The sequence below is a fragment of the Mycobacterium shigaense genome, assembly GCF_002356315.1.
Lineage (GTDB): Bacteria > Actinomycetota > Actinomycetes > Mycobacteriales > Mycobacteriaceae > Mycobacterium > Mycobacterium shigaense.
In genome coordinates this window covers 207,444-228,667 of the sequence record NZ_AP018164.1, presented here as the reverse complement: position 1 = coordinate 228,667, position 21,224 = coordinate 207,444, and the positions used below count along the sequence as shown (strand labels likewise).

The 21,224-nt window shown below is 68.2% G+C and carries 24 protein-coding genes and 2 pseudogenes; 13 read left to right on the top strand and 13 right to left on the bottom strand.

The annotated features are described in order from the left end of the window. Positions 1-7: 7 nt before the first annotated feature. Together MSG_RS01100 and MSG_RS01095 are read right to left on the bottom strand one after the other, a co-directional pair. The gene (locus MSG_RS01100) at positions 8-1,168 is read right to left on the bottom strand and encodes an NDMA-dependent alcohol dehydrogenase (RefSeq protein ID WP_258173954.1); all 1,161 of its coding nucleotides are present in this window, start codon (positions 1,166-1,168) and stop codon (positions 8-10) included. Further along, positions 1,165-1,644, bottom strand: coding sequence for an SRPBCC family protein (locus MSG_RS01095; RefSeq protein ID WP_096436350.1), 480 nt, complete (start codon positions 1,642-1,644; stop codon positions 1,165-1,167). The genes MSG_RS01100 and MSG_RS01095 overlap by 4 nt, the downstream gene beginning before the upstream one ends. Positions 1,645-1,712: 68 nt before the next feature. Here MSG_RS01095 and MSG_RS01090 point away from each other — a divergent pair, with 68 nt between their 5' ends. Then, a complete protein-coding gene (locus MSG_RS01090) occupies positions 1,713-2,084 on the top strand; it encodes a nuclear transport factor 2 family protein (protein ID WP_096436348.1) in 372 nt (123 codons plus the stop codon). Between the two features lie 195 nt (positions 2,085-2,279). Here the strand turns inward: MSG_RS01090 and MSG_RS01085 are convergent. Continuing rightward, positions 2,280-2,534: pseudogene (locus tag MSG_RS01085) on the bottom strand (HNH endonuclease signature motif containing protein); the annotation flags it as partial. 193 nt (positions 2,535-2,727) lie between these two features. On the opposite strand from MSG_RS01085, the gene MSG_RS01080 reads away from it, so the two are divergent. The 3 genes from MSG_RS01080 (at position 2,728) to MSG_RS01070 (ending at position 8,622) form a co-directional block, all read left to right on the top strand. Further along, the gene (locus tag MSG_RS01080) at positions 2,728-2,952 is read left to right on the top strand and encodes a hypothetical protein (RefSeq protein ID WP_096436346.1); all 225 of its coding nucleotides are present in this window, start codon (positions 2,728-2,730) and stop codon (positions 2,950-2,952) included. Between the two features lie 97 nt (positions 2,953-3,049). Then, positions 3,050-3,634 (top strand): sigma factor, encoded by a 585-nt coding sequence (locus MSG_RS01075; protein WP_308737774.1) that lies wholly within the window; start codon positions 3,050-3,052, stop codon positions 3,632-3,634. A 158-nt stretch (positions 3,635-3,792) separates the two neighbouring features. After that, positions 3,793-8,622: a cation-translocating P-type ATPase gene (locus tag MSG_RS01070; protein WP_096436342.1), complete on the top strand. Its 4,830-nt coding sequence runs from the start codon at positions 3,793-3,795 to the stop codon at positions 8,620-8,622. 35 nt (positions 8,623-8,657) lie between these two features. On the opposite strand, the gene mrf is transcribed toward MSG_RS01070, so the two are convergent. Continuing rightward, entirely contained in the window at positions 8,658-9,854 is a 1,197-nt protein-coding gene (gene mrf / locus MSG_RS01065) for a ribosome hibernation factor-recruiting GTPase MRF (RefSeq protein ID WP_096436340.1), read from the bottom strand. Between the two features lie 112 nt (positions 9,855-9,966). Between mrf and rpmB the strand changes: the two genes are divergently transcribed. The 4 genes from rpmB to rpsR are packed head-to-tail and all read left to right on the top strand — an operon-like array spanning position 9,967 to position 10,920. Continuing rightward, positions 9,967-10,203 carry a 50S ribosomal protein L28 gene (gene rpmB / locus MSG_RS01060; RefSeq protein ID WP_096436338.1) on the top strand — a complete coding sequence of 79 codons (237 nt, stop codon included), beginning with the start codon at positions 9,967-9,969 and terminating at the stop codon, positions 10,201-10,203. Then, positions 10,203-10,367, top strand: a complete 165-nt coding sequence (gene rpmG / locus MSG_RS01055; protein WP_096436336.1) for a 50S ribosomal protein L33 — start codon at positions 10,203-10,205, stop codon at positions 10,365-10,367. Before rpmB ends, rpmG begins: the two co-directional genes overlap by 1 nt. Then, on the top strand, positions 10,367-10,672 hold the full coding sequence (gene rpsN, locus MSG_RS01050; protein WP_096436334.1) for a 30S ribosomal protein S14: 306 nt from the start codon (positions 10,367-10,369) through the stop codon (positions 10,670-10,672). The genes rpmG and rpsN overlap by 1 nt, the downstream gene beginning before the upstream one ends. Next, positions 10,672-10,920 (top strand): 30S ribosomal protein S18, encoded by a 249-nt coding sequence (gene rpsR, locus MSG_RS01045; RefSeq protein ID WP_096436332.1) that lies wholly within the window; start codon positions 10,672-10,674, stop codon positions 10,918-10,920. The genes rpsN and rpsR overlap by 1 nt, the downstream gene beginning before the upstream one ends. On the opposite strand, the gene MSG_RS01040 is transcribed toward rpsR, so the two are convergent. Beyond that, positions 10,917-12,281: an aldehyde dehydrogenase family protein gene (locus tag MSG_RS01040; RefSeq protein WP_096443888.1), complete on the bottom strand. Its 1,365-nt coding sequence runs from the start codon at positions 12,279-12,281 to the stop codon at positions 10,917-10,919. The two genes, rpsR and MSG_RS01040, sit on opposite strands and share 4 nt — an antisense overlap. A 34-nt stretch (positions 12,282-12,315) precedes the next feature. Beyond that, entirely contained in the window at positions 12,316-13,407 is a 1,092-nt protein-coding gene (locus tag MSG_RS01035; protein ID WP_096436330.1) for an acyl-CoA synthetase family protein, read from the bottom strand. Between the two features lie 123 nt (positions 13,408-13,530). On the opposite strand from MSG_RS01035, the gene MSG_RS25395 reads away from it, so the two are divergent. Further along, the gene (locus MSG_RS25395; RefSeq protein WP_219845606.1) at positions 13,531-13,650 is read left to right on the top strand and encodes an amidohydrolase; all 120 of its coding nucleotides are present in this window, start codon (positions 13,531-13,533) and stop codon (positions 13,648-13,650) included. Positions 13,651-13,658: 8 nt separating this feature from the next. Here MSG_RS25395 and MSG_RS01030 read toward each other — a convergent pair whose 3' ends face one another. After that, the gene (locus MSG_RS01030) at positions 13,659-14,612 is read right to left on the bottom strand and encodes an oxygenase MpaB family protein (RefSeq protein WP_096436328.1); all 954 of its coding nucleotides are present in this window, start codon (positions 14,610-14,612) and stop codon (positions 13,659-13,661) included. An 88-nt stretch (positions 14,613-14,700) separates the two neighbouring features. Here MSG_RS01030 and MSG_RS01025 point away from each other — a divergent pair, with 88 nt between their 5' ends. Together MSG_RS01025 and MSG_RS01020 are read left to right on the top strand one after the other, a co-directional pair. Further along, positions 14,701-15,312, top strand: a complete 612-nt coding sequence (locus MSG_RS01025; RefSeq protein WP_096443886.1) for a TetR/AcrR family transcriptional regulator — start codon at positions 14,701-14,703, stop codon at positions 15,310-15,312. A 223-nt stretch (positions 15,313-15,535) separates the two neighbouring features. Further along, positions 15,536-16,276 (top strand): methyltransferase domain-containing protein, encoded by a 741-nt coding sequence (locus MSG_RS01020; protein ID WP_096436326.1) that lies wholly within the window; start codon positions 15,536-15,538, stop codon positions 16,274-16,276. Here the strand turns inward: MSG_RS01020 and MSG_RS01015 are convergent. The 3 genes from MSG_RS01015 to MSG_RS01005 all read right to left on the bottom strand — a co-directional run bounded on the left by MSG_RS01015 (position 16,273) and on the right by MSG_RS01005 (position 18,313). Then, positions 16,273-17,079 carry an SDR family NAD(P)-dependent oxidoreductase gene (locus MSG_RS01015; protein ID WP_096436324.1) on the bottom strand — a complete coding sequence of 269 codons (807 nt, stop codon included), beginning with the start codon at positions 17,077-17,079 and terminating at the stop codon, positions 16,273-16,275. The genes MSG_RS01020 and MSG_RS01015 overlap by 4 nt on opposite strands. Positions 17,080-17,090: 11 nt before the next feature. Next, on the bottom strand, positions 17,091-17,546 hold the full coding sequence (locus tag MSG_RS01010) for an SRPBCC family protein (RefSeq protein ID WP_096436322.1): 456 nt from the start codon (positions 17,544-17,546) through the stop codon (positions 17,091-17,093). A 77-nt stretch (positions 17,547-17,623) separates the two neighbouring features. Further along, a complete protein-coding gene (locus MSG_RS01005) occupies positions 17,624-18,313 on the bottom strand; it encodes an SDR family oxidoreductase (protein WP_096436320.1) in 690 nt (229 codons plus the stop codon). A gap of 86 nt (positions 18,314-18,399) precedes the next feature. Between MSG_RS01005 and MSG_RS01000 the strand changes: the two genes are divergently transcribed. Continuing rightward, positions 18,400-19,032, top strand: coding sequence for a CGNR zinc finger domain-containing protein (locus tag MSG_RS01000; RefSeq protein ID WP_170063129.1), 633 nt, complete (start codon positions 18,400-18,402; stop codon positions 19,030-19,032). Here MSG_RS01000 and MSG_RS00995 read toward each other — a convergent pair. Both MSG_RS00995 and MSG_RS25055 read right to left on the bottom strand, forming a co-directional pair. Beyond that, positions 18,986-19,421 (bottom strand): annotated as a pseudogene (locus tag MSG_RS00995) (5'-methylthioadenosine/S-adenosylhomocysteine nucleosidase). The gene MSG_RS01000 and the pseudogene MSG_RS00995 sit on opposite strands and share 47 nt — an antisense overlap. 56 nt (positions 19,422-19,477) lie before the next feature. After that, a complete protein-coding gene (locus MSG_RS25055) occupies positions 19,478-19,642 on the bottom strand; it encodes a hypothetical protein (protein ID WP_162899122.1) in 165 nt (54 codons plus the stop codon). Positions 19,643-19,824: 182 nt separating this feature from the next. Here MSG_RS25055 and MSG_RS00990 point away from each other — a divergent pair, with 182 nt between their 5' ends. Beyond that, positions 19,825-20,427 (top strand): PaaI family thioesterase, encoded by a 603-nt coding sequence (locus MSG_RS00990; RefSeq protein WP_096436318.1) that lies wholly within the window; start codon positions 19,825-19,827, stop codon positions 20,425-20,427. Positions 20,428-20,431: 4 nt separating this feature from the next. Here MSG_RS00990 and MSG_RS00985 read toward each other — a convergent pair whose 3' ends face one another. Continuing rightward, the gene (locus MSG_RS00985; protein WP_096436317.1) at positions 20,432-21,196 is read right to left on the bottom strand and encodes a DUF2127 domain-containing protein; all 765 of its coding nucleotides are present in this window, start codon (positions 21,194-21,196) and stop codon (positions 20,432-20,434) included. Positions 21,197-21,224: the final 28 nt, after the last annotated feature.

Sequence of the window (21,224 nt, the reverse complement as noted above, 5' to 3'; positions counted from 1 at the left end):
CCGCCGCTCACACCCCGGCGAAGTCGACGATTCCGCGGATGTTGCGGCCCTCGCGCAGGTCTGCCATCGCCTCGTTGATCTCGTCGAGCCGATAGTGGCGGGTGACCAACTCGTCGAGCTTCAGCGCCCCCGCCTGATACATCGACAGCAACATCGGCACGCTGGTGCGCGGGTTCATCCCGCCGTAGAGCGCACCCTTGAGTTGTTTGGACGACAGCACCATCTCCTGCAGGACCAGTGGAACCGTTCCCTCGGTGTAGGGGGTGATGCCGGTGATCACGCACGTCCCGCCCTTGCGCAGCAGCCGCATGGCCAACGGGATCAGGTCCACGTGCACGACACCGGCTGTGACGACGACGCGATCGGCCATGACGCCCGCCGTGATGTCGGCCACCAGCAGTATCGCCTCCTCGGCCGAGACGGCGCTGTGCGTGGCGCCGAAGATCTTGACCGAATTCCGTTTGTATTCAACGGGATCCACCGCTACGACGTGTTTCGCGCCAGCGGCGCGCGCGCCTTGTAGGGCGTTCATCCCGACACCACCGGTGCCCAGGACCACGACGGTGTCACCGGGCTCGGTGCCCGCCGAAATCGTCGCGGATCCCCAGCCGGTGCTGACGCCACACGACACCAGCGAGGCCGCATGGAAGGGGATCGCGTCATCGATCTTGATGACGGACCGTTCGGTGAGCACCGCATATTCCGCGAAGGTGCCGAGTTGGCCGTAGGCCATGAGGTTTTCGTCGCCGAGATGATGGCGGCAGGTGCCGTCGGTCGGCATCTCCCGCAAGAACAGCGTCGCGCCGGCGTCGCAGATATAGCTCTGGCCGTCGACGCAGAACCGGCAGCTGCCGCACGCGGGAATGAACGACATCGCCACGTGGTCGCCCGGCCGCACCGCCGTCACGCCGGGCCCGACTTCCTCGACGACACCGGCGCCCTCGTGACCACCGAGTATCGGAAACCAGTCCGGCTCAGGGATGCCGGTCGAGGCCCGCACCTCGGGGGTCGGCAGCACGTCGCCGGTGACCAGGTGGTCGTCGGAGTGGCAGACCCTGGCAACGATCATCCGCACCAGGACCTCACCGTCGCGGGGCGGGTCGAGCTCGATCTCACGGATCTGCCAGTCCCTGCCGACTCCTTCGAGCACAGCGCCACGACACTTCATTGCGATCTCCTCGGCGTTTCGGATTCGAAGTGACTCCGGATCCCCGCCAGCATCTTGATGTGCGCCTTGGCCCCCTCGCGGATGGTCACCCCGGCCAGCAACCGTGGGGCGGTGATCCCTATTCGCTCGGTGACCCGGGTTCCACCGTCGACCGGATCGAAACTCACCGTCCCGCGCAGCCGCACCCCGGGTGACTGATCGGCCTCGGTCAGCACATCGCCGTGCGTGGGCACGCGCAGCCGGGCCTGATACACGGTCCGAATGGTGAACGGCCCCAGAGGGATTCGGTCGACCACCCGGTAGGTCTGCTGGTAACCAGCGTCGGTTTCGGTGCGGGACACCGTTTCCACGGAGACGATCAACGGATGCACGAGCCTGATGTTGTCGAGGTCCACGTAGAAGCCGCGGACGGCCTCGGGCGGCGCGGGCACCCATTCGGACAGCATCCGGTCGGCGTGGACGGTCCACCAGCTCATAGCAATCGAACCTAGCCCCACGGCAGCGCCGGGCCTACCGTTTGACCTAGCCGAGCGATGGAGACGACGTGGGCACGGACGGTCGAGTGGTCGAGCGCTACCTGGACTGCCTGGCGGCGCACGACTGGGACGGGCTGGCCGACACCATTGCCGAGGCAGGCCTGACCCGGGAGGGGCCGTTCTGCGATGTCGTCGAGGGCAAGGCGCGCAATGTCGCCTACTTGCGCAAGGTGTGCACCACGCTCAAGGGCCATCGGTTGCAGGTGCAGCGGGTATCGCACGTCGACTCCCGGGTGTCCTACGCCGAACTGTCCGAGACGTTCGAGATCGACGAGGTCGCGACCACCTGGCCCGAATGCACCCGCTTCGAGCGGGACGACGACGGCCTGATCGCCCGGTTCAGCGTTTTTTTCAAGCAACGCCGTGCCGACACCGCTTAGCGATCTATTCCCGGCTGGGCTCAAGCTGGTGCGCGCGTCGGCGTGGATCTTGATAAGAGCCGTGGGTATCGGGTGGGCGGTGGTGCGGCGATATTGTTGACCTCGACTGTCAAGGTCGGATGGCAGTGGGTAGCGCACACCGAATTCCTCGATGTCTCAACGAGTTCAGCGCCGATATTATGCTGCCCAGCAATGCTAGTTGGTGGGCAGTGGTTGGGGTTGGAAGGGTGTGTACCACCACCAGTCGGCGCGTTCACCGGTGGGGCCGGGACACGGTGGAACGTTCGGCGGGGGCAGGTTCGGCGGACACGCGAGCGATCCCGCGCCGAGCCGCCGGCCGGAGCTGTCGGTGACGAGCAGGTCGGCGGCGGGGCCGGTGAGGGTGATGGTGCCCTGGTGGTGCAGCCGATGGTGATACGGGCAGACCAGCACCAGATTGGACAACTCGGTGCGCCTATCGCAATAGCCGATCAACGGTGGCGGTCGTCGGTTTGCGGGTTGGAGCGCAGGACCATTGCGCGGCTTTGTTAGGCGGCGTCAACGAGCCGGCAACAGCCGGCCGGCGAAAGACCGACGAAACCGGCGGCAGCCGGCCCGTAGCGATCTATTTCCTCGTCCGCGGTATTGACCTACCGTGTGATGGATGGAGGCAGAGGCAACTCCGGAGTCGGTGCCGGTCGAGAAATTGCACTCCGGCGACCCGATCACCGATTGTGGTCAGCGGTACATAGTCCTGGAGTCGAAAACCGTCGGCGACAGCTGCGTGGTGCTCGAACTCGAATCCAGGATCGATCACCGGCTGCAGGTCATCGAGAAATCATTCCCGGCGGGGTATCAGGTCGATAGGGCACACCACCGAATTCTGTAACCGAATTCTCCTTGCCCGGATAGTGCGCGAGTAGCCGTCGGACGGCTACCGCGCATTCGTGTTATTCGGCGCCTGTCTCGAGGTCGATTGGACCGTCCTGTCTAAGCGCCGCGCGGCCGGATGCCGTGGTTTCGGCTCGGTGCACGATGCCGAGGACCTCGTCCAGGAGACCTATCTGCGCGGCTGGCGTGGCTACCCGGCGTTCGAGGAGCGGGCCGCGCTGCGGACCTGGCTGTACCGGATCGCGACGACGGCGTGCCTGCGTGCGCTGCAGCACCGAGGCCGACGCGTGCTGCCGGCCGGGCTCGGTGACAGCTCGGTCGACCCGAAGGCGAGCCTCGACGACAACGGCGGCACCCATCAGTGGCTCGAGCCGATTCCCGACAGCCTGTTGGCCGCGCTCCCGGCGCCGACCCCGGAGGACACCGTCGCGGTGCGGCACAGTGTCCGGCTGGCCGTGATGACAGCCCTGCAGGAGCTGCCGGCGCGCCGTGATGTAGTCATGCTCCCGACGGCGGTCAAAATCCAACCCGCGGTGGCGGAATACCGGCGCACCGCGGACGACATCAGGCAAGCGCACTCGATCCATGTCCTGGACGCGAACTCTGCCGGGATCGCTGCCATCACCGTCTTCCTGGATCGGGCGCTGTTCTCCGCGTTTGGCTTGCCGCCCAGCCGATAAGCCATCATGGAATACATGGCGCGTCGTCCGACGTGCGGACACCGCGCCCCCGCACCCACCGACGTCAGCGCGGGGCCTGCCCACGAGGCCATCTGTGGACAGGTCCGCGGCACGCCGGGATCATGGGGCGCGGCAGAGGTTAATCGAAGGGTGACTGAATGAGGATTCCGGGTGTATCCAGCGTGGTTGCTGGTGTCACCGACGGAGCGGCCCACATAGTGCGTGCGGGCGTGTCCACTGCGGCAAGCGCCGCCGGCGCGGTGCAACTGCTGGCCAGTCCAGTCGTTGAGTTGGCCGGACCGGTGATGCAGTCGATGGCCGATTCGACCGGACGCGCACTGGGGATGAACGCCCCCGCGGACGGCTCTCCCCACGTCGCCCTGCCGCCGGTGCGCTGGCACAGCGGCCAGCGCGTGCACCTCGACCTGGATCCGTTGCTGCCGTTCTCCCGGTGGTACGAGTACTCCGCGGTGGTCGAGGAACCGGTGCGCCGCATCCCGGGCGTCGCCAAGGCCCACGTCGAGGGCGCACTCGGTCGCCTGGTGGTCGAGCTGGACCAGGACGCCGACAACGCCGCCGTCGTCGACGAGGTGCGGTCGACGGTTGCCGACCTCGCGATCGACCTGGCGGCGACGAAGTCGGAGTCGGCGCCGCGTTCGGCGCCGTTCGCCGATCCCGGTAATCCGCTGGCGATCCTGGTGCCGCTGACCGCCGCCGCGATGGACTTCGTCGCGATGAGTGCCGCATTCACCGGGTGGGTGACGCGGCTGCCCGCGGCGCCGCAGACGACCCGGGCCGCGGCGGCCCTGATCAATCACCAACCGCGCATGGTGTCCATCCTGGAGAAGCGGCTGGGGCGGGTCGGTGCCGACATCGCGCTGGCCGCGACCACGGCGGCCGCGAACGGACTCACCCAGGCGTGGGGCACCCCGATGCTGGACCTGACCCAGCGCACCCTGCAGATCTCCGAGGCGACCGCACACCGCCGCGTCTGGCGCGATCGGGAACCCCATCTCGCCTCGCCCGAGCGACCGCAAGCCCCGGTGGTGCCGGTCATCTCGTCGGCCAAGTCCGAGGTGCCCCGGCATAGCTGGGCGGCCGCCGCGGCGGGCGAGGCCTCGCACGTCGTGGTTGGCGGGGCGGTCGACGCGGCCATGGACACGGCGAAGGGCTCGATGGCCGGGCCGGTGGAAAGCTACATCGATTCGGCGGCGAACGGTTCGCTGATCGCCGCGGTGAGTGCGTTGGTGGCGGGCGGCGGCACCGAAGACGCGGCGGCCGCGATCGAAGCCGGGGTGCCGCGCGCCGCGCACATGGGCCGTCAGGCCTTCGCGACGGTGCTCGGCCGCGGGCTCGCCAACTCCGGGCAGCTGGTGCTCGACCCCGGCGCGTTGCGCCGCCTGGACCGCGTCAAGGTGGTCGTCATCGACGGCGCCGCCCTGCGTGGTGACCACCGGGCGGTACTGCAATCGACGGGTGAGGCCCCCGGCTGGGACGACGACCGCGTCTACGAGGTGGCCGACGCGCTGCTACACGGCGAAGAGGCGCCCGAACCCGATCCCGACGAGTTGCCCGCCACCGGCGCCCGGCTGAAATGGGTTCCGTTACAAGGCCCCTCGGAAATGCCGGCGCAGGGACTGGAACGCGCCGACCTGCTGGTGGATGGCGAACGCGTGGGCCGGGTCGACGTCGGCTGGGAGGTCGATCCGTACGCGATCCCCCTGCTGCAGACCGCGAACCGGACCGGGGCCCGGGTGGTGTTGCGCCATGTGGCGGGCACCGAGGACCTGACCGCCAGCGTCGGCGCTTCGCATCCGCCCGGCACCCCGCTGCTCAACCTGGTGCGTGAGCTGCGCGGCGACCGGGGGCCGGTCCTGCTGATCACCGCCTTACATCGCGATTTCGCCTCCACCGACACGCTGGCGGCGCTAGCCATCGCCGATGTCGGTGTGGCCCTTGATGATCCGCGCGCGGCCACGGCGTGGACGGCTGACATCATCACCGGCACCGACCTGGCCGATGCGGTGCGGATCCTGTCGGCGATCCCGGTGGCGCGCTCGGCCAGCGAATCTGCCGTCCACCTCGCCCAAGGCGGCACCACGCTGGCGGGGCTGCTCCTGGTGACCGGCAGCGAGCAGGAGCGTCCGAGCAACCCGGTGAGCTTCCGCCGCTGGCTCAACCCGGTCAACACCGCCGCCGCGACTGCCCTTCTGGCGGGCAGCTTTTCGGCCACCAGGGTGCTGCGGCTGCCCGATCCCACCCCGCAGCCACTCACCGCCTGGCACGCGCTGGACCCGGAGATCGTGTTCTCACGCCTGGCGGGCGGCGCGCGACCGCTGGCCGTCGAGACCGGCGCGTCCTACTGGCGGCGGCGCCTCGACGACTTGACCTACAGCCCGGCGCTGGCGCCGCTGCGCGGGCCGGCCGGCAACCTGGCCCGGCTGGCGTCGGCCACCCGGTCCGAGCTGGCCGACCCGCTGACCCCGATCCTGGCCGTGGGCGCGGCGGCGTCGGCGATCGTCGGCAGCAATGTCGACGCGCTGTTGGTCGCCGGCGTGATGACCGTCAATGCGATAACCGGTGGTGTGCAACGGCTTCGCGCCGAGGCCGCCGCCGCCGAGCTGTTCGCCGAACAGGACCAACTGGTGCGCCGCGTCGTCGTTCCGGCGGTGGCCACGACACGACGCCGGCTGGATGCCGCGCAACATGCCACGCGGACGGCCAAGGTGTCGGCCAAGTCGCTGCGGCCGGGCGACATCATCGATCTGGCCGCACCCGAGGTGGTCCCGGCCGACGCCCGGTTGCTGGTCGCCGAAGACCTCGAGGTCGACGAGTCACTGCTCACCGGCGAGTCGCTGCCGGTGGACAAGCAGGTCGACCCCGTCGCGGTGAACGACCCCGACCGGGCGAGCATGCTGTTCGAGGGCAGCACGATCGTCGCGGGGCACGCGCGGGCAATCGTCGTGGCCACCGGCGTCAACACCGCTGCGCACCGGGCGATCTCGGCGGTCGCGGACGTCGAAACATCCGCCGGGGTGCAGGCCCGACTGAAGGAACTCACCAACAAGGTGCTGCCGCTTACCCTGACGGGCGGAGCCGCGGTGAGCGTGCTGGCGCTGCTGCGGAGCGCGACACTGCGCCAAGCCGTTGCCGACGGCGTCGCGATCGCGGTGGCGGCCGTCCCCGAGGGGCTGCCGTTGGTGGCCACGCTGTCTCAGCTCGCCGCGGCCCAACGCCTCACGGCGCGTGGGGCTTTAGTCCGCTCGCCACGCACGATCGAAGCATTGGGCCGGGTCGACACCATCTGCTTCGACAAGACCGGCACCCTCACCGAGAACCGGCTGCGGGTCGTCTGCGCCTTGCCCCACACGGCCCGACCGCACGAGTCCTTCCCGGATGCCTCCGACCCGGAGTCCGCCGCCGTGCTCCGGGCTGCCGCAAGGGCATCCACCCAGCCGCAAGACGGCCAGGGCCATGCGCACGCCACCGACGAGGCAATTCTCACCGCGGCCAGTTCGCTTATCAGCGAGAGCGATTCGGGATGGGCGGTACTCGCCGAGGTGCCGTTCGAGTCCAGTCGCGGTTTCGCAGCCGCCATCGGAACACTGAGCAACTCGTCCGACGCGCCGATGCTGATGCTCAAGGGCGCTCCCGAGGTGGTGCTGCCCCGCTGCCGCTTCGCCGACCCGGATGCCGACGTGGCACACGCCGAGGCATTGGTCCACAGCCTCGCCGAACAGGGATTGCGGGTGCTGGCGGTCGCACAGCGTCCCTGGCCCAACGGGACCAACCACGACGACGACACCGATGCCGACGCCGTCGACGGCACAGCACAGGACCTCGAGCTGCTCGGCTACGTGGGTTTGGCGGACACCGCGCGCGCCTCGTCGCGTCCGCTGATCGAGGCCCTGGTGGACGCCAACCGCAACGTCGTGCTGATCACCGGCGACCACCCCATCACCGCGCGCGCGATCGCGCGCCAGCTGGGCATGGAGGACGTCCGGGTCGTGACCGGCGCCGAGCTCACCGGTCTGGACGAAGACGCGTGCGCCAAACTCGTTGCCGGCGTTCAGGTGTTCGCCCGGGTCAGCCCGGAACAGAAGGTGCAGATCGTGGCCGCGCTGCAACGCAACGGGCGGGTGACCGCGATGGTCGGCGACGGCGCGAACGACGCGGCCGCGATCCGGATGGCCGATGTGGGCATCGGGGTGAGCGGTCGCGGTTCGTCGGCCGCCCGGGGCGCGGCCGACATCGTCCTGACCGACCGCGACCTGAGCGTGCTGCTGGACGCCTTGGTCGAGGGCCGCAGCATGTGGGCCGGCGTGCGCGATGCGGTCACCATCCTGGTCGGCGGCAACGTCGGAGAGGTGCTCTTCACGATCATCGGGACCGCGTTCGGGCATGGGCGGGCGCCGATCGGCACCCGCCAGTTGCTGTTGGTGAACCTGCTCACCGATATGTTCCCGGCGCTCGCGGTTGCCGTGACCTCGCAGTACGTCGAGCCCGACGAAGCCGAGTTCGAGACCGGCGAACAAGCCGAAAGGGCCCGCGCCGCACACCGTCTCGCGGTGCTGACCGGACCGACGCCGTCGCTCGATGCCCCGTTGATGCGCCAGATCGTCAACCGCGGTGCCGTCACCGCCGCGGGTGCAACGGCAGCCTGGGCGATCGGTCGTTACACGCCCGGTACCGAACGTCGAACGGCGACAATGGGATTGACGGCCCTGGTGACGACCCAGCTGGCGCAGACGTTGCTGACCCGTCAGCACAGCCCGCTTGTCGTGGCCACCGCGCTGGGCAGCGCGGGTGTTCTGATCGGCATCGTCCAGACGCCGGTCGTCAGTCAATTCTTCGGGTGTACACCGCTGGGCCCGGTGGCCTGGTCGGGAGTCATGGGCGCGACGGCAGGAGCCACCGCGATCTCGGTGCTCGCGCCCAACTGGCTGAACAAGGCCATCGGCGCCATTCAGCCCAACGGCACCGCCTAGGTCGCCAGCTCCTTGCGGATGACCTGGCGGTCAGGTCACGATTCGCGACGGCCGTCGCGCTCCGACGCGACCCCATCCGATGGTTCCGCCGATTCGTCGCACGGGTCCTGATGCCAGTCGCCGAAGGGGTCTAAGTACCGGCGCCACTCCTGCGGCGCGGCCAGCTCCCGGTCGGTGAGCAGCGCGCCGTTCAGCGCGTCGAGAATCGGGGCGGGATCGGCGCCGCAGACCAGCACCGTCATCGCCGTGTGCCGATCGCCGAAGCGATACTCCCACTGCAGCTCGGCGAATATCCGCCGCTCGGCGTCGACGGTGGCCGCCTCCGCGGCGGTCATGGCCGCCAGCCACTTGCCCGCGCAGGCAACCCGCAGGCCGCCCCCTGCGGATTCCAGCCACATCACCTGGTCGGGCCGGTTGGCCAGCCACAGCCGGCCGCGGCTACGCACCACCCCGGCCAGCAGCAGGTCGACAGCGGCGTGCAGACGCTCGGGGTGAAACGGACGGCGCGCGTTGAACTCGACGATCCGCACCGCTCCGTCGGCGCCCAGCGGCGGGAGGCCGGCCAGCAGCCAGCCGTGCGGATGATCGCTGCGGCCGCGCCGGGAATCATCGTCCAGGTTGGCCAGCGCCATCTCGAGGCGGTCGATGCCGACCGTGATCCGCGCGCGGGGAGCCAGCCGGCGCAGCACCGCCAGCGTCACCGGCTCCGGGCGGGTGGGAACCACCACGTCGGCGAATTCGGCCTGCCCGACGGCGACCTGGGCGACCGTGCGCCCGTCGGCGAGGCTGTCCTCACCGAGCGCGCGGCTGAGCCAGGTGTCTGAGTCGACGCAGGTGACCACGCCGGCGATCTCCACATCCAGGGCGGCCGGCCCGTCCTGGAAGCCGGGGCCGACGCGGACGTCGACGTGATTGATCGCCACGCAGATGGGTTCGGGTTCCAGCGCCGGGGCCAGGTGCACGACGATGCGGTCGATGCCGTCACGGCGGTGCAGCTTGCGCAGCAGCACCAGCAGGTCGTAACGCACCGTACACGGCACGCAGCCGTGGGCCAGCTCCAGCGCATCCTCGGTGACGGCCAGTTCTCCGTCGCGCCAGACGCTCGTGGTGCGCCGCACGACGTGCCCGTCGAACCGGTGCTCGACGACGATGGTGCCTGGCCGGCGCAACAATGCGCCCGCCACCGCGTCGGTGTCACCATCGCCCGCCACCAGCACCACGGGAGTCCGCATCCCCGCTCCTTTTTGAAAATGGTTTTCAATAATGCACCATTGACAGTACAGTGCGGGACAGTCGTTGTCGAAAACGATTTTCAACAAGCGCTGAGCCGTGGGAAGGGGCGTCATGTCCGCGCGCTGCCAAGTAACAGGCCGCACTGTGGGATTCGGTAATGCGGTGTCACACTCGCACCGCCGCACCCGGCGCAGGTGGTCACCCAACATCCAGACCAAGACGTATTACCTGCCGTCGCAGGGCAGCCGCATCACGCTGCGAGTGAGCGCCAAAGGCATCAAGGTCATCGACCGCGACGGCATCGAAGCCGTCGTCGCCCGACTTCGCCGCGAGGGTGTGGAATTCTGATGGCGCGCAACGAGATTCGTCCGATCGTCAAGCTGCGCTCCACCGCGGCCACTGGCTACACCTACATCACCCGCAAGAACCGGCGCAACGACCCCGACCGGCTGACCCTGCGCAAGTACGATCCGGTGATCCGCCGCCACGTCGAGTTCCGGGAAGAGCGCTGATGGCGAAGAAATCCAAGATCGCGAAGAACGAGCGGCGCCGCGAGGTTGTGGCGCGTTACGCCCAGCGCCGCGCCGAGCTCAAGGAGATCATCCGGTCGCCGGCCAGCACTCCCGACCAACGCCTGACCGCGCAGCAGGAACTCGGCCGCCAGCCCCGGGACGCAAGCCCTGTGCGCCTGCGCAATCGCGACGCGGTCGACGGTCGTCCCCGCGGGCACCTGCGAAAGTTCGGGTTGTCCCGACTGCGAATGCGTGAACTCGCCCATCAGGGCCAGCTTCCAGGCGTACGCAAGGCGAGTTGGTGATGGCCGGTAAACCCAAGCGTCCGAGCCGCATTCAGCCGGTCTCGAAAAAGAAGAATCTCTTGACGAGCATGGGACTTACGCATGTCGACTACAAAGACATCACCACTTTGCCGATGTTCATCTCCGATCGCGGTCGAATGCGATCGCGACGCGTCACCGGCCTGACTGTTCAACAGCAGCGCCAAGTCGCCACCGCGATCAGGAATGCCCGCGAGATGGCGCTGTTGCCCTACGTCGGCTTGCGTTAGTCCCGGATGAAACCTTTGTTGCGCATCAGAGCGTCCGCCAGGAATCCGTCGTGCGGGATTTCGGGCGCGCCGTAGTAGGTCGCGTGGTGTCCGCGGTACACGTTGGCCACCGTCGGTTCGGCGATCAGGTCGTCGATCAGGTCGTCGTCATCCGTAATCGCGTTGATCACCAATGACTTCCGCAGCGGCGCGACACCGGCCGCACGTGACCATCCCGACACCCACACGCACGGGAAGGGCAGTTCGACGTTGAGCTTGTCGGCATCGGGCTCGGCCAGCAGGTGCACGGCGGGGCGCAGGGCGGCGTACCCGTCGCCGAGCGGGGCGACGACCTGGTCGGCGCCCAGCAGCGCGGACGTGCCCGCGGCCTTGATCGCCAGGTGGTCCGCGAGCGCCTGCGCCTTGACGATGGGCTGGGTGGGCAGGATCGCTCGCTCGTCCTCGGAGGCCAGCGGTTCGATCGCCGCCAGGCGCTCCGCGATCGCCGCGGCGAGCGGGCCCGGGTCGCCCTCGTAGAGCACCGCGGTGGTGTTGACGCACGCCATGCCGCCCAGGTTCGCGATCGAGTCGACGATCACGTCGAGATAGTCGCGCCAATCGCGATCGGCGGTGATCAGGATCTTGGTGCGGCCGGGCCCGTTCACCACCACCGCCGGATCGGCGGCGTATTTGTCCACCACGTCTTGACCGCCATACACCATCGCGAGGTCGGCCGACCGGATGATCTCGTCGGCTCCGCCGTGATCGGTCGGCAGATACACCGCGTCCTGGCTACGAAAACCGGCCTGGCGCAATGCGTTGATCAGCCGGTGCCCGGTCAGCGGTTCACGTCGCGACGGGCGTACCGCGACCCGGTAGCCCAACGCCAGCGCCTGCGGCCACAGGCCGTGCACGCCCGGGCCGTTGCCAGCGGCGTGCACGGCGAACACCTCGCCGCGGCGCGCCCAGACCGCGCCGCCGGTGCGGGTGCGCTCCTCGCGCCAGTCCAGAGCCGCACCCACCGGGCGCGCGGGCCGCACGGCATCGAATGCGGTCGCGGTGGCCTCGGCCACGCTGCGGGCGCCGGCGCGGGCCACCGCGATAGGCAGCCCCGAGATCCGGCTGACCAGTTCGACATAGCCGGCGAAGTCCAGGCCGGCGACGACCGAGTTCACGAACACATCCGCCGCGCTGGCCAGCGCCGCCTCGCGCTGCGCCAGGGGCAACGGCCGGACCTTGCGCTGGGCCCCGATGGCACGCGAAACATAGAGCGGTGGAACGATACTCAGCTCCGCCACCGGCACGCCCGCGGTGCTCAGCACGACCTCGCGGTTACGGGTACGGTACGGACCGTCCGGGCCCAGCGCATCGATGCCGATCAGATCGGCCGCGACACCGGGTGTTTCGCCGACCACGTCAGTACACGCCTTCGATGACGGCCTCGCCCTCGAACGTGGCGACCGGCCGCACGGCGCTGACCGAGTCGCTGAGCTCCGGTGTCGGCCCCGGCAGGCGGACGGCCATGTCACGTTCCAGGTTGTTCGGCAGGAACATGCCCTTGCTGATGTGATTCATCACCACCTGGCCGAGCTCTCCGTAGGGCACCTGTTCCCCGGTGTCCGGATCGATCACCCAGAACACCACGTACGGCGTCCGCGGGTCGAAGACGAACGCATCGCCCTCCGTCCGGGTGATGGCCTGCGAGAGAATCATGGTGCTGCCAAACGCCATCGTGATCGTCGTCTCCGGGAAGATGTCGCGCAACAGGTCCAGCGTGTCGGCGTCCACATGCGCGCCGCTGAGCAGCAGATAGCGAATCTTGGCGTTCACCAGGTCGACCAGGTCGTCGTTGCGGGCGATCGCGTCCAGCATCGGCGGCGTGGCGTGCAGGTTGGCCACGTTCTGCGTCTGCAGCACGTGCCTGGCCTGCTCGAGGACGTGGTCGAGGTAGGCTGCCACCTCGCCTGCGGCATTGCGCGCCGCGATCTTCTTCACCCAGCGGGGATCGATGTCGATCGCGTGAAACGCCGAGCCCAGCCGCTGCGAGGCCACCCGGGAGAAGAACCCCACACCGTGCGGGCCGCTCGGCATCAGACACAGGAAACCCAGCCCCTGCCGAAATCCGCCGGCGGCGAAGTCCTCGGTCTGCCATTCGATGACCTGGGCGACCCAATCCGGAAGCTGCGCAGTGCGTTTCGGCGCGCCCGTGGTGCCCCCGGATTCGAAGACCTGCGGCACCGGCGGGGGCGTGCCGTATCCCCGGGGGATCAGGTCCTCCACCGGCACATTGCGCAGCTCGGTGAGCAGGTTGGGAAACAGGCGCAAATCCGCGAAGGTCCTGACATCGGTGAGCGGGTCGAAGTCCAGCGTCTGGGCGTGGCGGAGCCAGAACGCCGAGCCGGTGTCCGCGCCGAAGTGCCACGCGATCGCGGCACGCAGGTAGGCCTCGGGGTCGTCGATCGGAACCGCTCTCGGGACATCCAGCAGCGAGAAATCGACTTCGGCCATGTCACCGATCCTGTCGCATGCCGGGCCGGCCAGGCAATCGGCTCGCGGTCCACCGGGCATACAAAGACTGAACGTTGGCCGATGTCGCGGCGAATTCTCTGCGACGCGGGCACCTATCGATAGGTGCCGAACGCATGTCAGTCTTCCTACGAGCCGATCCGGGGCTTCGAGCAGAAGACGCTGGCCACCGCGGACCGGCAAAAGATCGCGCACGGCAATGCCGAACGGCTGCTTCGCATCTGACGTATCCGTCAGGCGGCGACGTTGTGCAGCCCGCGCGGATCGACGCCGGCGCGCCGCCATGCGGTCGCCGCCCAGGGCGCGTAGATCACCGCCAGTGGAAGCCGATTGACCAGCGGGTTGAGCGCGCGCACGACGGCGGCGAACCGCTGAAAGCGCTTTTCCTTCTTGGCATTCCACTCGAGCTGGCACACGTCACGCATTTGCTGCGGTAGTGTGCCGACCAGGACCAGCCGGGTGTAGGCGTTCAGGGGCGCCGACAGCAGTTTCCACACCGGCTTGGGAATCCAGCGCGGGCCTGGCAATCCCTTGCGGATGTAGCCGGTGCCGTACAGGACGGTCTTGTGCGGGACGAAGCGTTCGAGCATGTCGTCCCAGTACGTCAGGAACTCGGCGTACGTCTGCGGCTGGCCGCGGTCGCTGACGCCGTAGCAGCCGTACCAGATCTTGCCTTCCTCGAAGATCTGTTCCTTCTCCGCCTCCGAGAGCCGCCGGATGAACGTGTCGGTGTTGTAGATAACCTGATCGACGAAAGTGGCGTGCGCCCAATAGAACAACTCGGGATTCAGGGCGTGATACCTGGACCCGTCGCTGACGGTGCCCTTGATCGGCTTGTGGAAATCCCGGACCTTGCGCCCCCACTCGTGGGGGTCGTCGGAATAGACGGTGTTCATCAACGGCGGCGCGGTGCGCTTGGCCCGGCCGAGGGTGTCGCTGAAAACGACCGAGTGGTCGAGCACGCCCTGGCCCAACTGCTCGATGCAGTTCTCGACGCCGGCGACGCGCTGGAACCCGAACAGCTGGGTGCGGTAATCGCCGTAAAACTTCCAGATCAGCGAATCGGGCCCCAACCGAGCGCCGGCGTCGGGGATGTCGTCGATCGGCATAGGCACCGCCTCGCGGACCCCGCTGTCGAACCGGGCGCCGGCCGTCGGCCCGGCAAGCTGGTCATGCTGGGCGGTCATGGCACCTCCTGTAACGCACTGACACAAAACTGTATCTTTGTTTCAAGCCTATCATCGCCGTATCGATGTCGCCGAGGGGACCGTGATCATGCACAACCACAACCCCAGCGGTGATCTCGGTGAGAGCACCGACGTGGAACGGACCATCCTGGACACCGCGCGCATGGTGTTCGAGACCTACGGCCTGCGCCGCGCCAACATCGAGGACATCGCGGTGCGTGCGGGGGTCAGTCGCAGCACCGTCTACCGGCGCTTTCCCACCAAGGACGACCTGTTCGAGCGGGTGGTGCGCCGTGAGGCCGAACTGTTCTTCGTCACGCTGGACCGCGCGACCACGGGCCGAAACCCGCAGCAGGCGGTGATCGAGGCGTTCACGCTGGGCGTGCGTCTGGTCCAGGACTCGGCGCTGTACTCCCGGATCGTCGAAAGCGAGCCCGAGCTGTTCGGCTTGTTCTCCCGATCGGACGTGTTCCCGATCCGCCAATTCTCCGACGGCATCGCCCACACGTTGCGCCGGTGCGGGGCCGACCTGCCCGACGCCGACCTGGCCGACATCGCCGACGTCTTGCTGCGCGTCGCGCTCGGCATCATCGTCTTCCCCACCGACCGCCTCGACACCTCCGACGAGAAAGCGGTCCGCGACTACGCCGCGCGGTATCTGGTCCCGATCATCGGCGGCACCGGCTTGTCGGTCCCGTGATTTAGCCCGTATCCGTGGCCGGGTGGTCCGAGGCGCCACGAGCCCGATATGCAATTGTGCGCGCTGGTACGCGAACACGCGGTCACGCAGCGTCGACGAAGGCCACTTCACGACGAGTCGAGACGCCCGATCGCCGGGCGTAGGCTGCTGTCGGGGTCGGTCAGCGTTGCCGATCCCACTCCGATTTCCGCGCACGGCTTGGCATTTGCCCGAAGGAGTACGCATGACCGACGTGCACATCTCGCTTCCTCCCGCACTGCGCCGCGCAATGGAGCTGCTGGCCGACCCGCCGGCGGCACCGGACGTGACCAAGGGGTACCTCGATCTGATCGGCGCGGCCGCGGGCGACACCGTCGCGAAGAACACCGGCCCCATCCAGGCGGCGTGGGCATCCCCGCTCGGGTCGATGCTCTACGACAACGCGCAGGCGATATCGCGCCGGCTGCTGACCGCGTTTCAGCATCCCGCCGAGTGGCTGAACATCCCGGCGGGCGGGGTCGCGTTGGACGTCGGCTCGGGTCCGGGCAACGTCACTTCGGCGCTCGCGCGCAGCGCCGGTCCGGACGGACTGGCCCTGGGCCTCGACATCTCCGAGGCGATGCTGGCCCGGGCCGTCCACAATGAAGCCGGCCCCCGCGTCGGCTTCATCCGCGCCGACGCGCAACGAATTCCGCTGCGCGACAACACTGTTGACGCCGTGGTATCGATGGCCGTCCTGCAACTGGTGCCGGATCCGGCCGCTGCCCTCGCCGAGATGGCGCGGGTGTTGCGCCCGGCTGGGAGGCTAGCCATCATGGTCCCGACCGCGGGGCGGGCGGCCCGGCTGTGGCGGCTACTGCCTGACATCGGGGCGCACGCTTTCGGCGAGGACGAGATCGCGGACATCCTGGAAGACATCGGATTTGCCGCCGTGCGGGTGAACAATTTCGGGATGTTCCAGACGATACGCGCCAAGAACGGCTAGGCGTTTTTGAAGGCCGGGTGGCCGCGCCTCAGCACCGGCAACAACCACTCCGGTGGGGCAATCCGGAAAAACGCTGCCGCGATCCGGTTGACGCGGCCGGGCACCACCACCGCCTTGCCGGCGGCCAGGCCGTCGATCCCGGCCTGGGCCACCTGGTCGGCGGGAATCCACATCACCCGGGGCAGCGCGGCCTCGGCCTCTTCCTTCTTGAAGCCGGCCGCGTCACCGAACCCGGTGTCCACCGGCCCGGGGCACAGCGCGGTCGCGCTGACGCCGGTGCCGCGCAGCTCGCCGCGCAGGCTGTGCGTGTAGGACAGGACGAATGCCTTGGCGCCGCCGTACGCGGCTTGGCCGGGTAACGGGCCGAAGCCCGCCACCGAGGCCACGTTCAGCACCGCGCCGCGCCCACGCTGCACCATGCCGGGCAGGAACCTGCTGCACAGGTCGACCACCGCGGCCACGTCGACCTCGACGAGGTTGACCTCTTGCTCCGGAACCGCTTTCGCGACCACTCCCAAGGTCGAAAACCCGGCGTTGTTGACCAGGATGTCGGCAGTCAACCCGAGGCCTGCGACGCGGTCGGGGAGTTTCGCCCGCGCGGACCGATCGGACAGGTCCGCGGGTAACGGGTGTGCCCCCGGCCCTAACCGCGCGGCGAGCTGGTCGAGGCGATCGGCGCTGCGGGCGACCAGCACCACCTGGTAGCCGCGCCGGGCGAGGATCCCGGCCAGCTGTTCGCCGATGCCCGAGGAGGCACCGGTGACAATGGCCGCACGGTCGGGCGCCGGTGCCGGAAGCGACATGCCCGCCGCCCTCAGAAAGCGGCGGACTGGGCGAGCATCGCCAGCTTGTCCATCGACTCGCGCAGCATCTCCGGTGTCGTCGCGCGTGCCTTTTCCATCCGGTTCCGGTCGGTCAGCGCGGACCAGTCGTAGGTGTGCGTCACGTTGGTCAGCGTGGCGTTGATCGGGCTCAGCTCCCAACGCCACAGGTGACCGGGCGGTTGCTTGCCGGGGTCGGCTGGGCGCCAAGCGATTTTGCTGCCCTCGATGAATTCCACCACGTGGTTTTCGCGGACCGCGCCGTTGGTCAGCGTCATCTTGAACACGTCGCCGATCTGGCGGACGCGCTGGCCGGGCGCGGCCGAGGCGAGATTGTCGTTGCCGTCCCAGCGCGGCTGGTTGGACGGCTCGGCGATCAGCTCGAAGATCGTGTCGGCGCTGGCAGAAATCGCCCGGGTCGCGCTCACGATTTGTTCGGGTTCGGTCATAGGCCAATCCAAACATGTCGAGCGCGCGACTGGGGGCCGGCATCGTGCCGGCCCCCAGTCGGGTGAATCGGGAAGCGTCAGGCGCGCAGCGCCTCAGCCGGTCCGGACAGCATGGCCTTGTACTGCCGCGTCATGTCGTCGGCGAGCACCTCCGAGTCGCCCTGCCGGACAGCATCCACGATCTGGCGGGCCACGTCGCGCGGGTCGTTCTTCGGGACGTCGAATCCCGTGGTCATGTCGGTCTCGGTGTACCCCAGGTGCGCGCTGGTGACCAGCGTGCCCTGCTTCTCGAGCTCGATGCGCAGGGAGTTGCTCAGCGACCAGATGGCGGCCTTCGAGTCGCCGTAGCCGCCGAAGCCGCCGACCCAGGACAGCACGGAGCTGACGTTCACCAGCGCCCCGCCGCCGTTTTCAGCCAGGATCGGCGCAAAGGCCTTGGCGACCCGGAGCGCGCCGAAGTAGTTCGTCTCGAACACCGCCTTGACCTCCTCGATGTCGCTGTCGAGCAGCTTCGCGGCTCCAAGCACGCCCGCGTTGTTCACGACGATATCGGCATCTGCCGCCGTAACAGCCAGGGCTGCAACGGATTCCGGCTTCGTGACATCGAGCTCGACGGGCACCACGCGCGGGTCGTCGGAGGTCTTGGGCGTGCGTGCGGTCGCGTACACCTTTGCGGCACCACCCGCCAAGAACGCCGCCACAATGGCCTTGCCCAGACCCCGCTGTCCACCGGTGACTACGACCGTCGACCCCTTGATGTTGACCATGACTCGTCCTCCTTTGACTGAGATGAAGCTTGTTTGATTCTGTCAAATTAATTGACGGATCTGACATAGTCAAGTAGAGTTTGGATATGTCTCAATGGCCTGCGTCACACCGTTACGAACTCGCCACGGCTCCCGGCGGGCTCGGGCTGGTGCAGGATTTCCTGAACACCGTCGGGATCGGCGACTACGGCCCAGACTTGCTGGCCGACGGGCCGCTCGCCCAGCAGTGGTCGGCGGGGGCGTCGCGGACGTGGTCGGCGCTGCGCGGCGTTCCTGCCACGGTGCCCGCCCTGACCGAGGGTGACCTGTCCAAGTTGCGCGCCCTGCGTGACACGATCGCGAAGCTGGTGCGCGGCGAGCAGGTCGACGACTCGGTCGTGGGCACCGTGTCGGCGTCGTTCGGGCTATGCGGCAATCGGGTGCAACTGAAGCCGGCCGGCAGCGGCTGGCGCTGGCTGGCGTCGATCTTGTGGGCGGAGATCCTGCTGAGCCAACAGGCCGACACCTTCAGACGGCTCAAGCAATGCCAGCGGCACGGCTGCGATTCGACGTTCTATGACCGTTCGAAGAACAACAGCGGCGTCTGGCACAACGTGAAGACATGCGGTAACGCCGAGAATCTGCGGGCCTCGCGAGCCCGGCGCCGCGAACGCGAACGCGCTGGCGACGCACTCAGCCCAGCACCGACAGCAGGTGCAGCAGGACGCGGGCCGAGCTGACGGCGACCTCCGCGGCGAACCGGTTGAAGTCCAGGCCGGAGTTGGCACCGGCCGATCGGACAGCGCGCGGATCACCAGCCACGGCATACCGAAGGCCTCGCAGACCCTTGCCGCCGCACCGCCTTGCATCTCCACGGCGAGGCCGCCCAGATCCTGGTGCAGCCGGTCGCGGGTGCTACCGGGTAGCCCAGCCGCTCGGTCGGGAGTAGCGTCGCGACCAGTCCCGCGTTGACCTTGCCCATGCCGGTGGCGGCCAGCACCACGCGATGCCCGTCAAGCTCGCCGCTGTCAAAGGTGGTGTGCGCAACGTGTTGCCGGCCGGGACCCGCCAGCACGCTGCGCAGGTGTGCCCACTCCTGCGGGATGTCACAAATGACGCCGATTGTCACCGCGCGAATTGTATCGATCGGTCAGCAGGTCGCGGACCTGCAACGCCGTCGACCGCTCAGCAGCGCTCGACGCCCTTACGCATGACCCGCGAGTCCGCCTTCGCCCGGCGCGGCCTGCTGCGTAGCACGGCGGCGAGCGCGTCGCACGCGCGTTCCTTGATGGGGGTCACCACGTCAAGGTTGGTTGAATTCTGGTTGATCCAGGTCTGCAGTGTTGACACAGTCGCGACCTTTCCTTCGTTCGGCCGAACTGGCCGATCCGTCAAGTTGCACCTCGGCTGCTTTACAAGTGTGCAGGACATCGGTGAACGCCGCGATAAGCCCGCTTGTGGCCTAGCGCACAGGTAGGGAAGCCGGGGCCGCTCATCAGGCTCGTCAGCCGACAGAATGTTAGGTTGCCTATATGTCTGACGAACTCTGCATTGATGACAGCCGACTCGGATCGGTGTTCGGCCCGCTGGCCGAATCAATCCGCCGCCTCGTTGACATCAGCATCCGCACCGAAGCCGACCCCATGACCATAGCAGCGGTCAAGGACAAAATCGACAGCGCCACTGCGGAATTGAAAGTTTCGGCGCGGTCGGAGCCGTTTGGTGTGCAGGATCTGCCCGACGGCCGGACCATCGCCTGGGGCAACGCGGTGGTCGGTCTGCGCAATCCCGTCGCGCCGCCGTTAGTGCTCCATCACGATCCCGACGGGCTGGTGTGGTCGGAGTTCGAACTCGGCGCGCCCTACGAGGGCCCACCGCACCACGTGCACGGAGGCGTGTCCGCCCTCATCCTCGACCACGTGTTGGGCGCGACGGCGCACCAACCAGGCCGCCCCGCGTACACCGGAACGCTCACGCTGCGCTACCGGCGCCCGACCGCACTGGGCCGGCGCCTGCGGGTCGAGGCTCGCGTCGAGCGCACCGAGGGGGTCAAAACTTTCTCCGTCGGTCACCTGGCCGACGACGACGGCAAAACGGTCGAGGCGGAGGGCGTGTTCATCTCCCCCCGGCGGTGAGGCATCAGCTCGCCGCGGCGGCCCGCTCGACGTCGAGCAATTGCTCACCGCGTCGTTCCTCGTCGTAAGCCTTGCGGCCGCCCCGCAGACCGAACAGTCGCTTGGAGAACAACAGATAGAGCACCGCGGCGATATTGATCGCGAAGGTCACCAGCCGCGTCATCGTGATGCCCTTGGCCAGGTCGTGAATCTCCAGCGGCAAAAATACCGAAGTGGCGATCACCGCGAAGTACTCACCCCAGCGTTTGAGCAACCACAACCCCACCGCCTCGAGGACCTCGATCAGCGCGTATACGGTCAGCGCGAGCGTCAGCAATACCAACGTCGAGGGTTTGGCGGCCAACGCCTTCTCCAGCTCGTGCACGGCGGTCATCTGGTCGACCCGGAAGCCCGCGGCGCGAAAGACCGGCAGGTCGCGGTCGAGGGTTTCCTGGATGGCCCCCCGCGCGCCGCGGAATTTCCACACGGCGTAGGCGGCGAGGGCGATGACCACGGCCCGCAACAGCCGCTCGAGGGCGAGCGCTCGGATGACGATCGCTTGGCGTAAAGCCTTGCCGCGCATGATCATTGGCGCGTCCTCGGCACGGCCACGGCCGTGTGGCTGGCCGACAGTGAATTCACCGCAGCGCAGGCAGCGCCACACCTCGCCCAACCCGGTCGTGCCGCTGAGGCGGTCGGCCAATTCCTGCTCGTCCGGTGCGTAGGTGACATGTCCCTGCACCGCGCAGGTGACCAGCTCCCAGCGGTTGATGCCGCGATCTTTACGCATGGCCGATCATCGAACGCCGGCGGCGAGC

Coding starts and splice junctions, on each gene's coding strand:
- MSG_RS01100 (WP_258173954.1), bottom strand. CDS start 1,168: ATGAAGTGTCGTGGCGCTGTGCTCGAAGGAGTCGGCAGGGACTGGCAG.
- MSG_RS01095 (WP_096436350.1), bottom strand. CDS start 1,644: ATGAGCTGGTGGACCGTCCACGCCGACCGGATGCTGTCCGAATGGGTG.
- MSG_RS01080 (WP_096436346.1), top strand. CDS start 2,728: ATGGAGGCAGAGGCAACTCCGGAGTCGGTGCCGGTCGAGAAATTGCAC.
- MSG_RS01070 (WP_096436342.1), top strand. CDS start 3,793: ATGAGGATTCCGGGTGTATCCAGCGTGGTTGCTGGTGTCACCGACGGA.
- mrf (WP_096436340.1), bottom strand. CDS start 9,854: ATGCGGACTCCCGTGGTGCTGGTGGCGGGCGATGGTGACACCGACGCG.
- rpmB (WP_096436338.1), top strand. CDS start 9,967: ATGTCCGCGCGCTGCCAAGTAACAGGCCGCACTGTGGGATTCGGTAAT.
- rpmG (WP_096436336.1), top strand. CDS start 10,203: ATGGCGCGCAACGAGATTCGTCCGATCGTCAAGCTGCGCTCCACCGCG.
- rpsN (WP_096436334.1), top strand. CDS start 10,367: ATGGCGAAGAAATCCAAGATCGCGAAGAACGAGCGGCGCCGCGAGGTT.
- rpsR (WP_096436332.1), top strand. CDS start 10,672: ATGGCCGGTAAACCCAAGCGTCCGAGCCGCATTCAGCCGGTCTCGAAA.
- MSG_RS01035 (WP_096436330.1), bottom strand. CDS start 13,407: ATGGCCGAAGTCGATTTCTCGCTGCTGGATGTCCCGAGAGCGGTTCCG.
- MSG_RS01030 (WP_096436328.1), bottom strand. CDS start 14,612: ATGACCGCCCAGCATGACCAGCTTGCCGGGCCGACGGCCGGCGCCCGG.
- MSG_RS01025 (WP_096443886.1), top strand. CDS start 14,701: ATGCACAACCACAACCCCAGCGGTGATCTCGGTGAGAGCACCGACGTG.
- MSG_RS01020 (WP_096436326.1), top strand. CDS start 15,536: ATGACCGACGTGCACATCTCGCTTCCTCCCGCACTGCGCCGCGCAATG.
- MSG_RS01015 (WP_096436324.1), bottom strand. CDS start 17,079: ATGTCGCTTCCGGCACCGGCGCCCGACCGTGCGGCCATTGTCACCGGT.
- MSG_RS01010 (WP_096436322.1), bottom strand. CDS start 17,546: ATGACCGAACCCGAACAAATCGTGAGCGCGACCCGGGCGATTTCTGCC.
- MSG_RS01005 (WP_096436320.1), bottom strand. CDS start 18,313: ATGGTCAACATCAAGGGGTCGACGGTCGTAGTCACCGGTGGACAGCGG.
- MSG_RS01000 (WP_170063129.1), top strand. CDS start 18,400: ATGTCTCAATGGCCTGCGTCACACCGTTACGAACTCGCCACGGCTCCC.
- MSG_RS00990 (WP_096436318.1), top strand. CDS start 19,825: ATGTCTGACGAACTCTGCATTGATGACAGCCGACTCGGATCGGTGTTC.
- MSG_RS00985 (WP_096436317.1), bottom strand. CDS start 21,196: ATGCGTAAAGATCGCGGCATCAACCGCTGGGAGCTGGTCACCTGCGCG.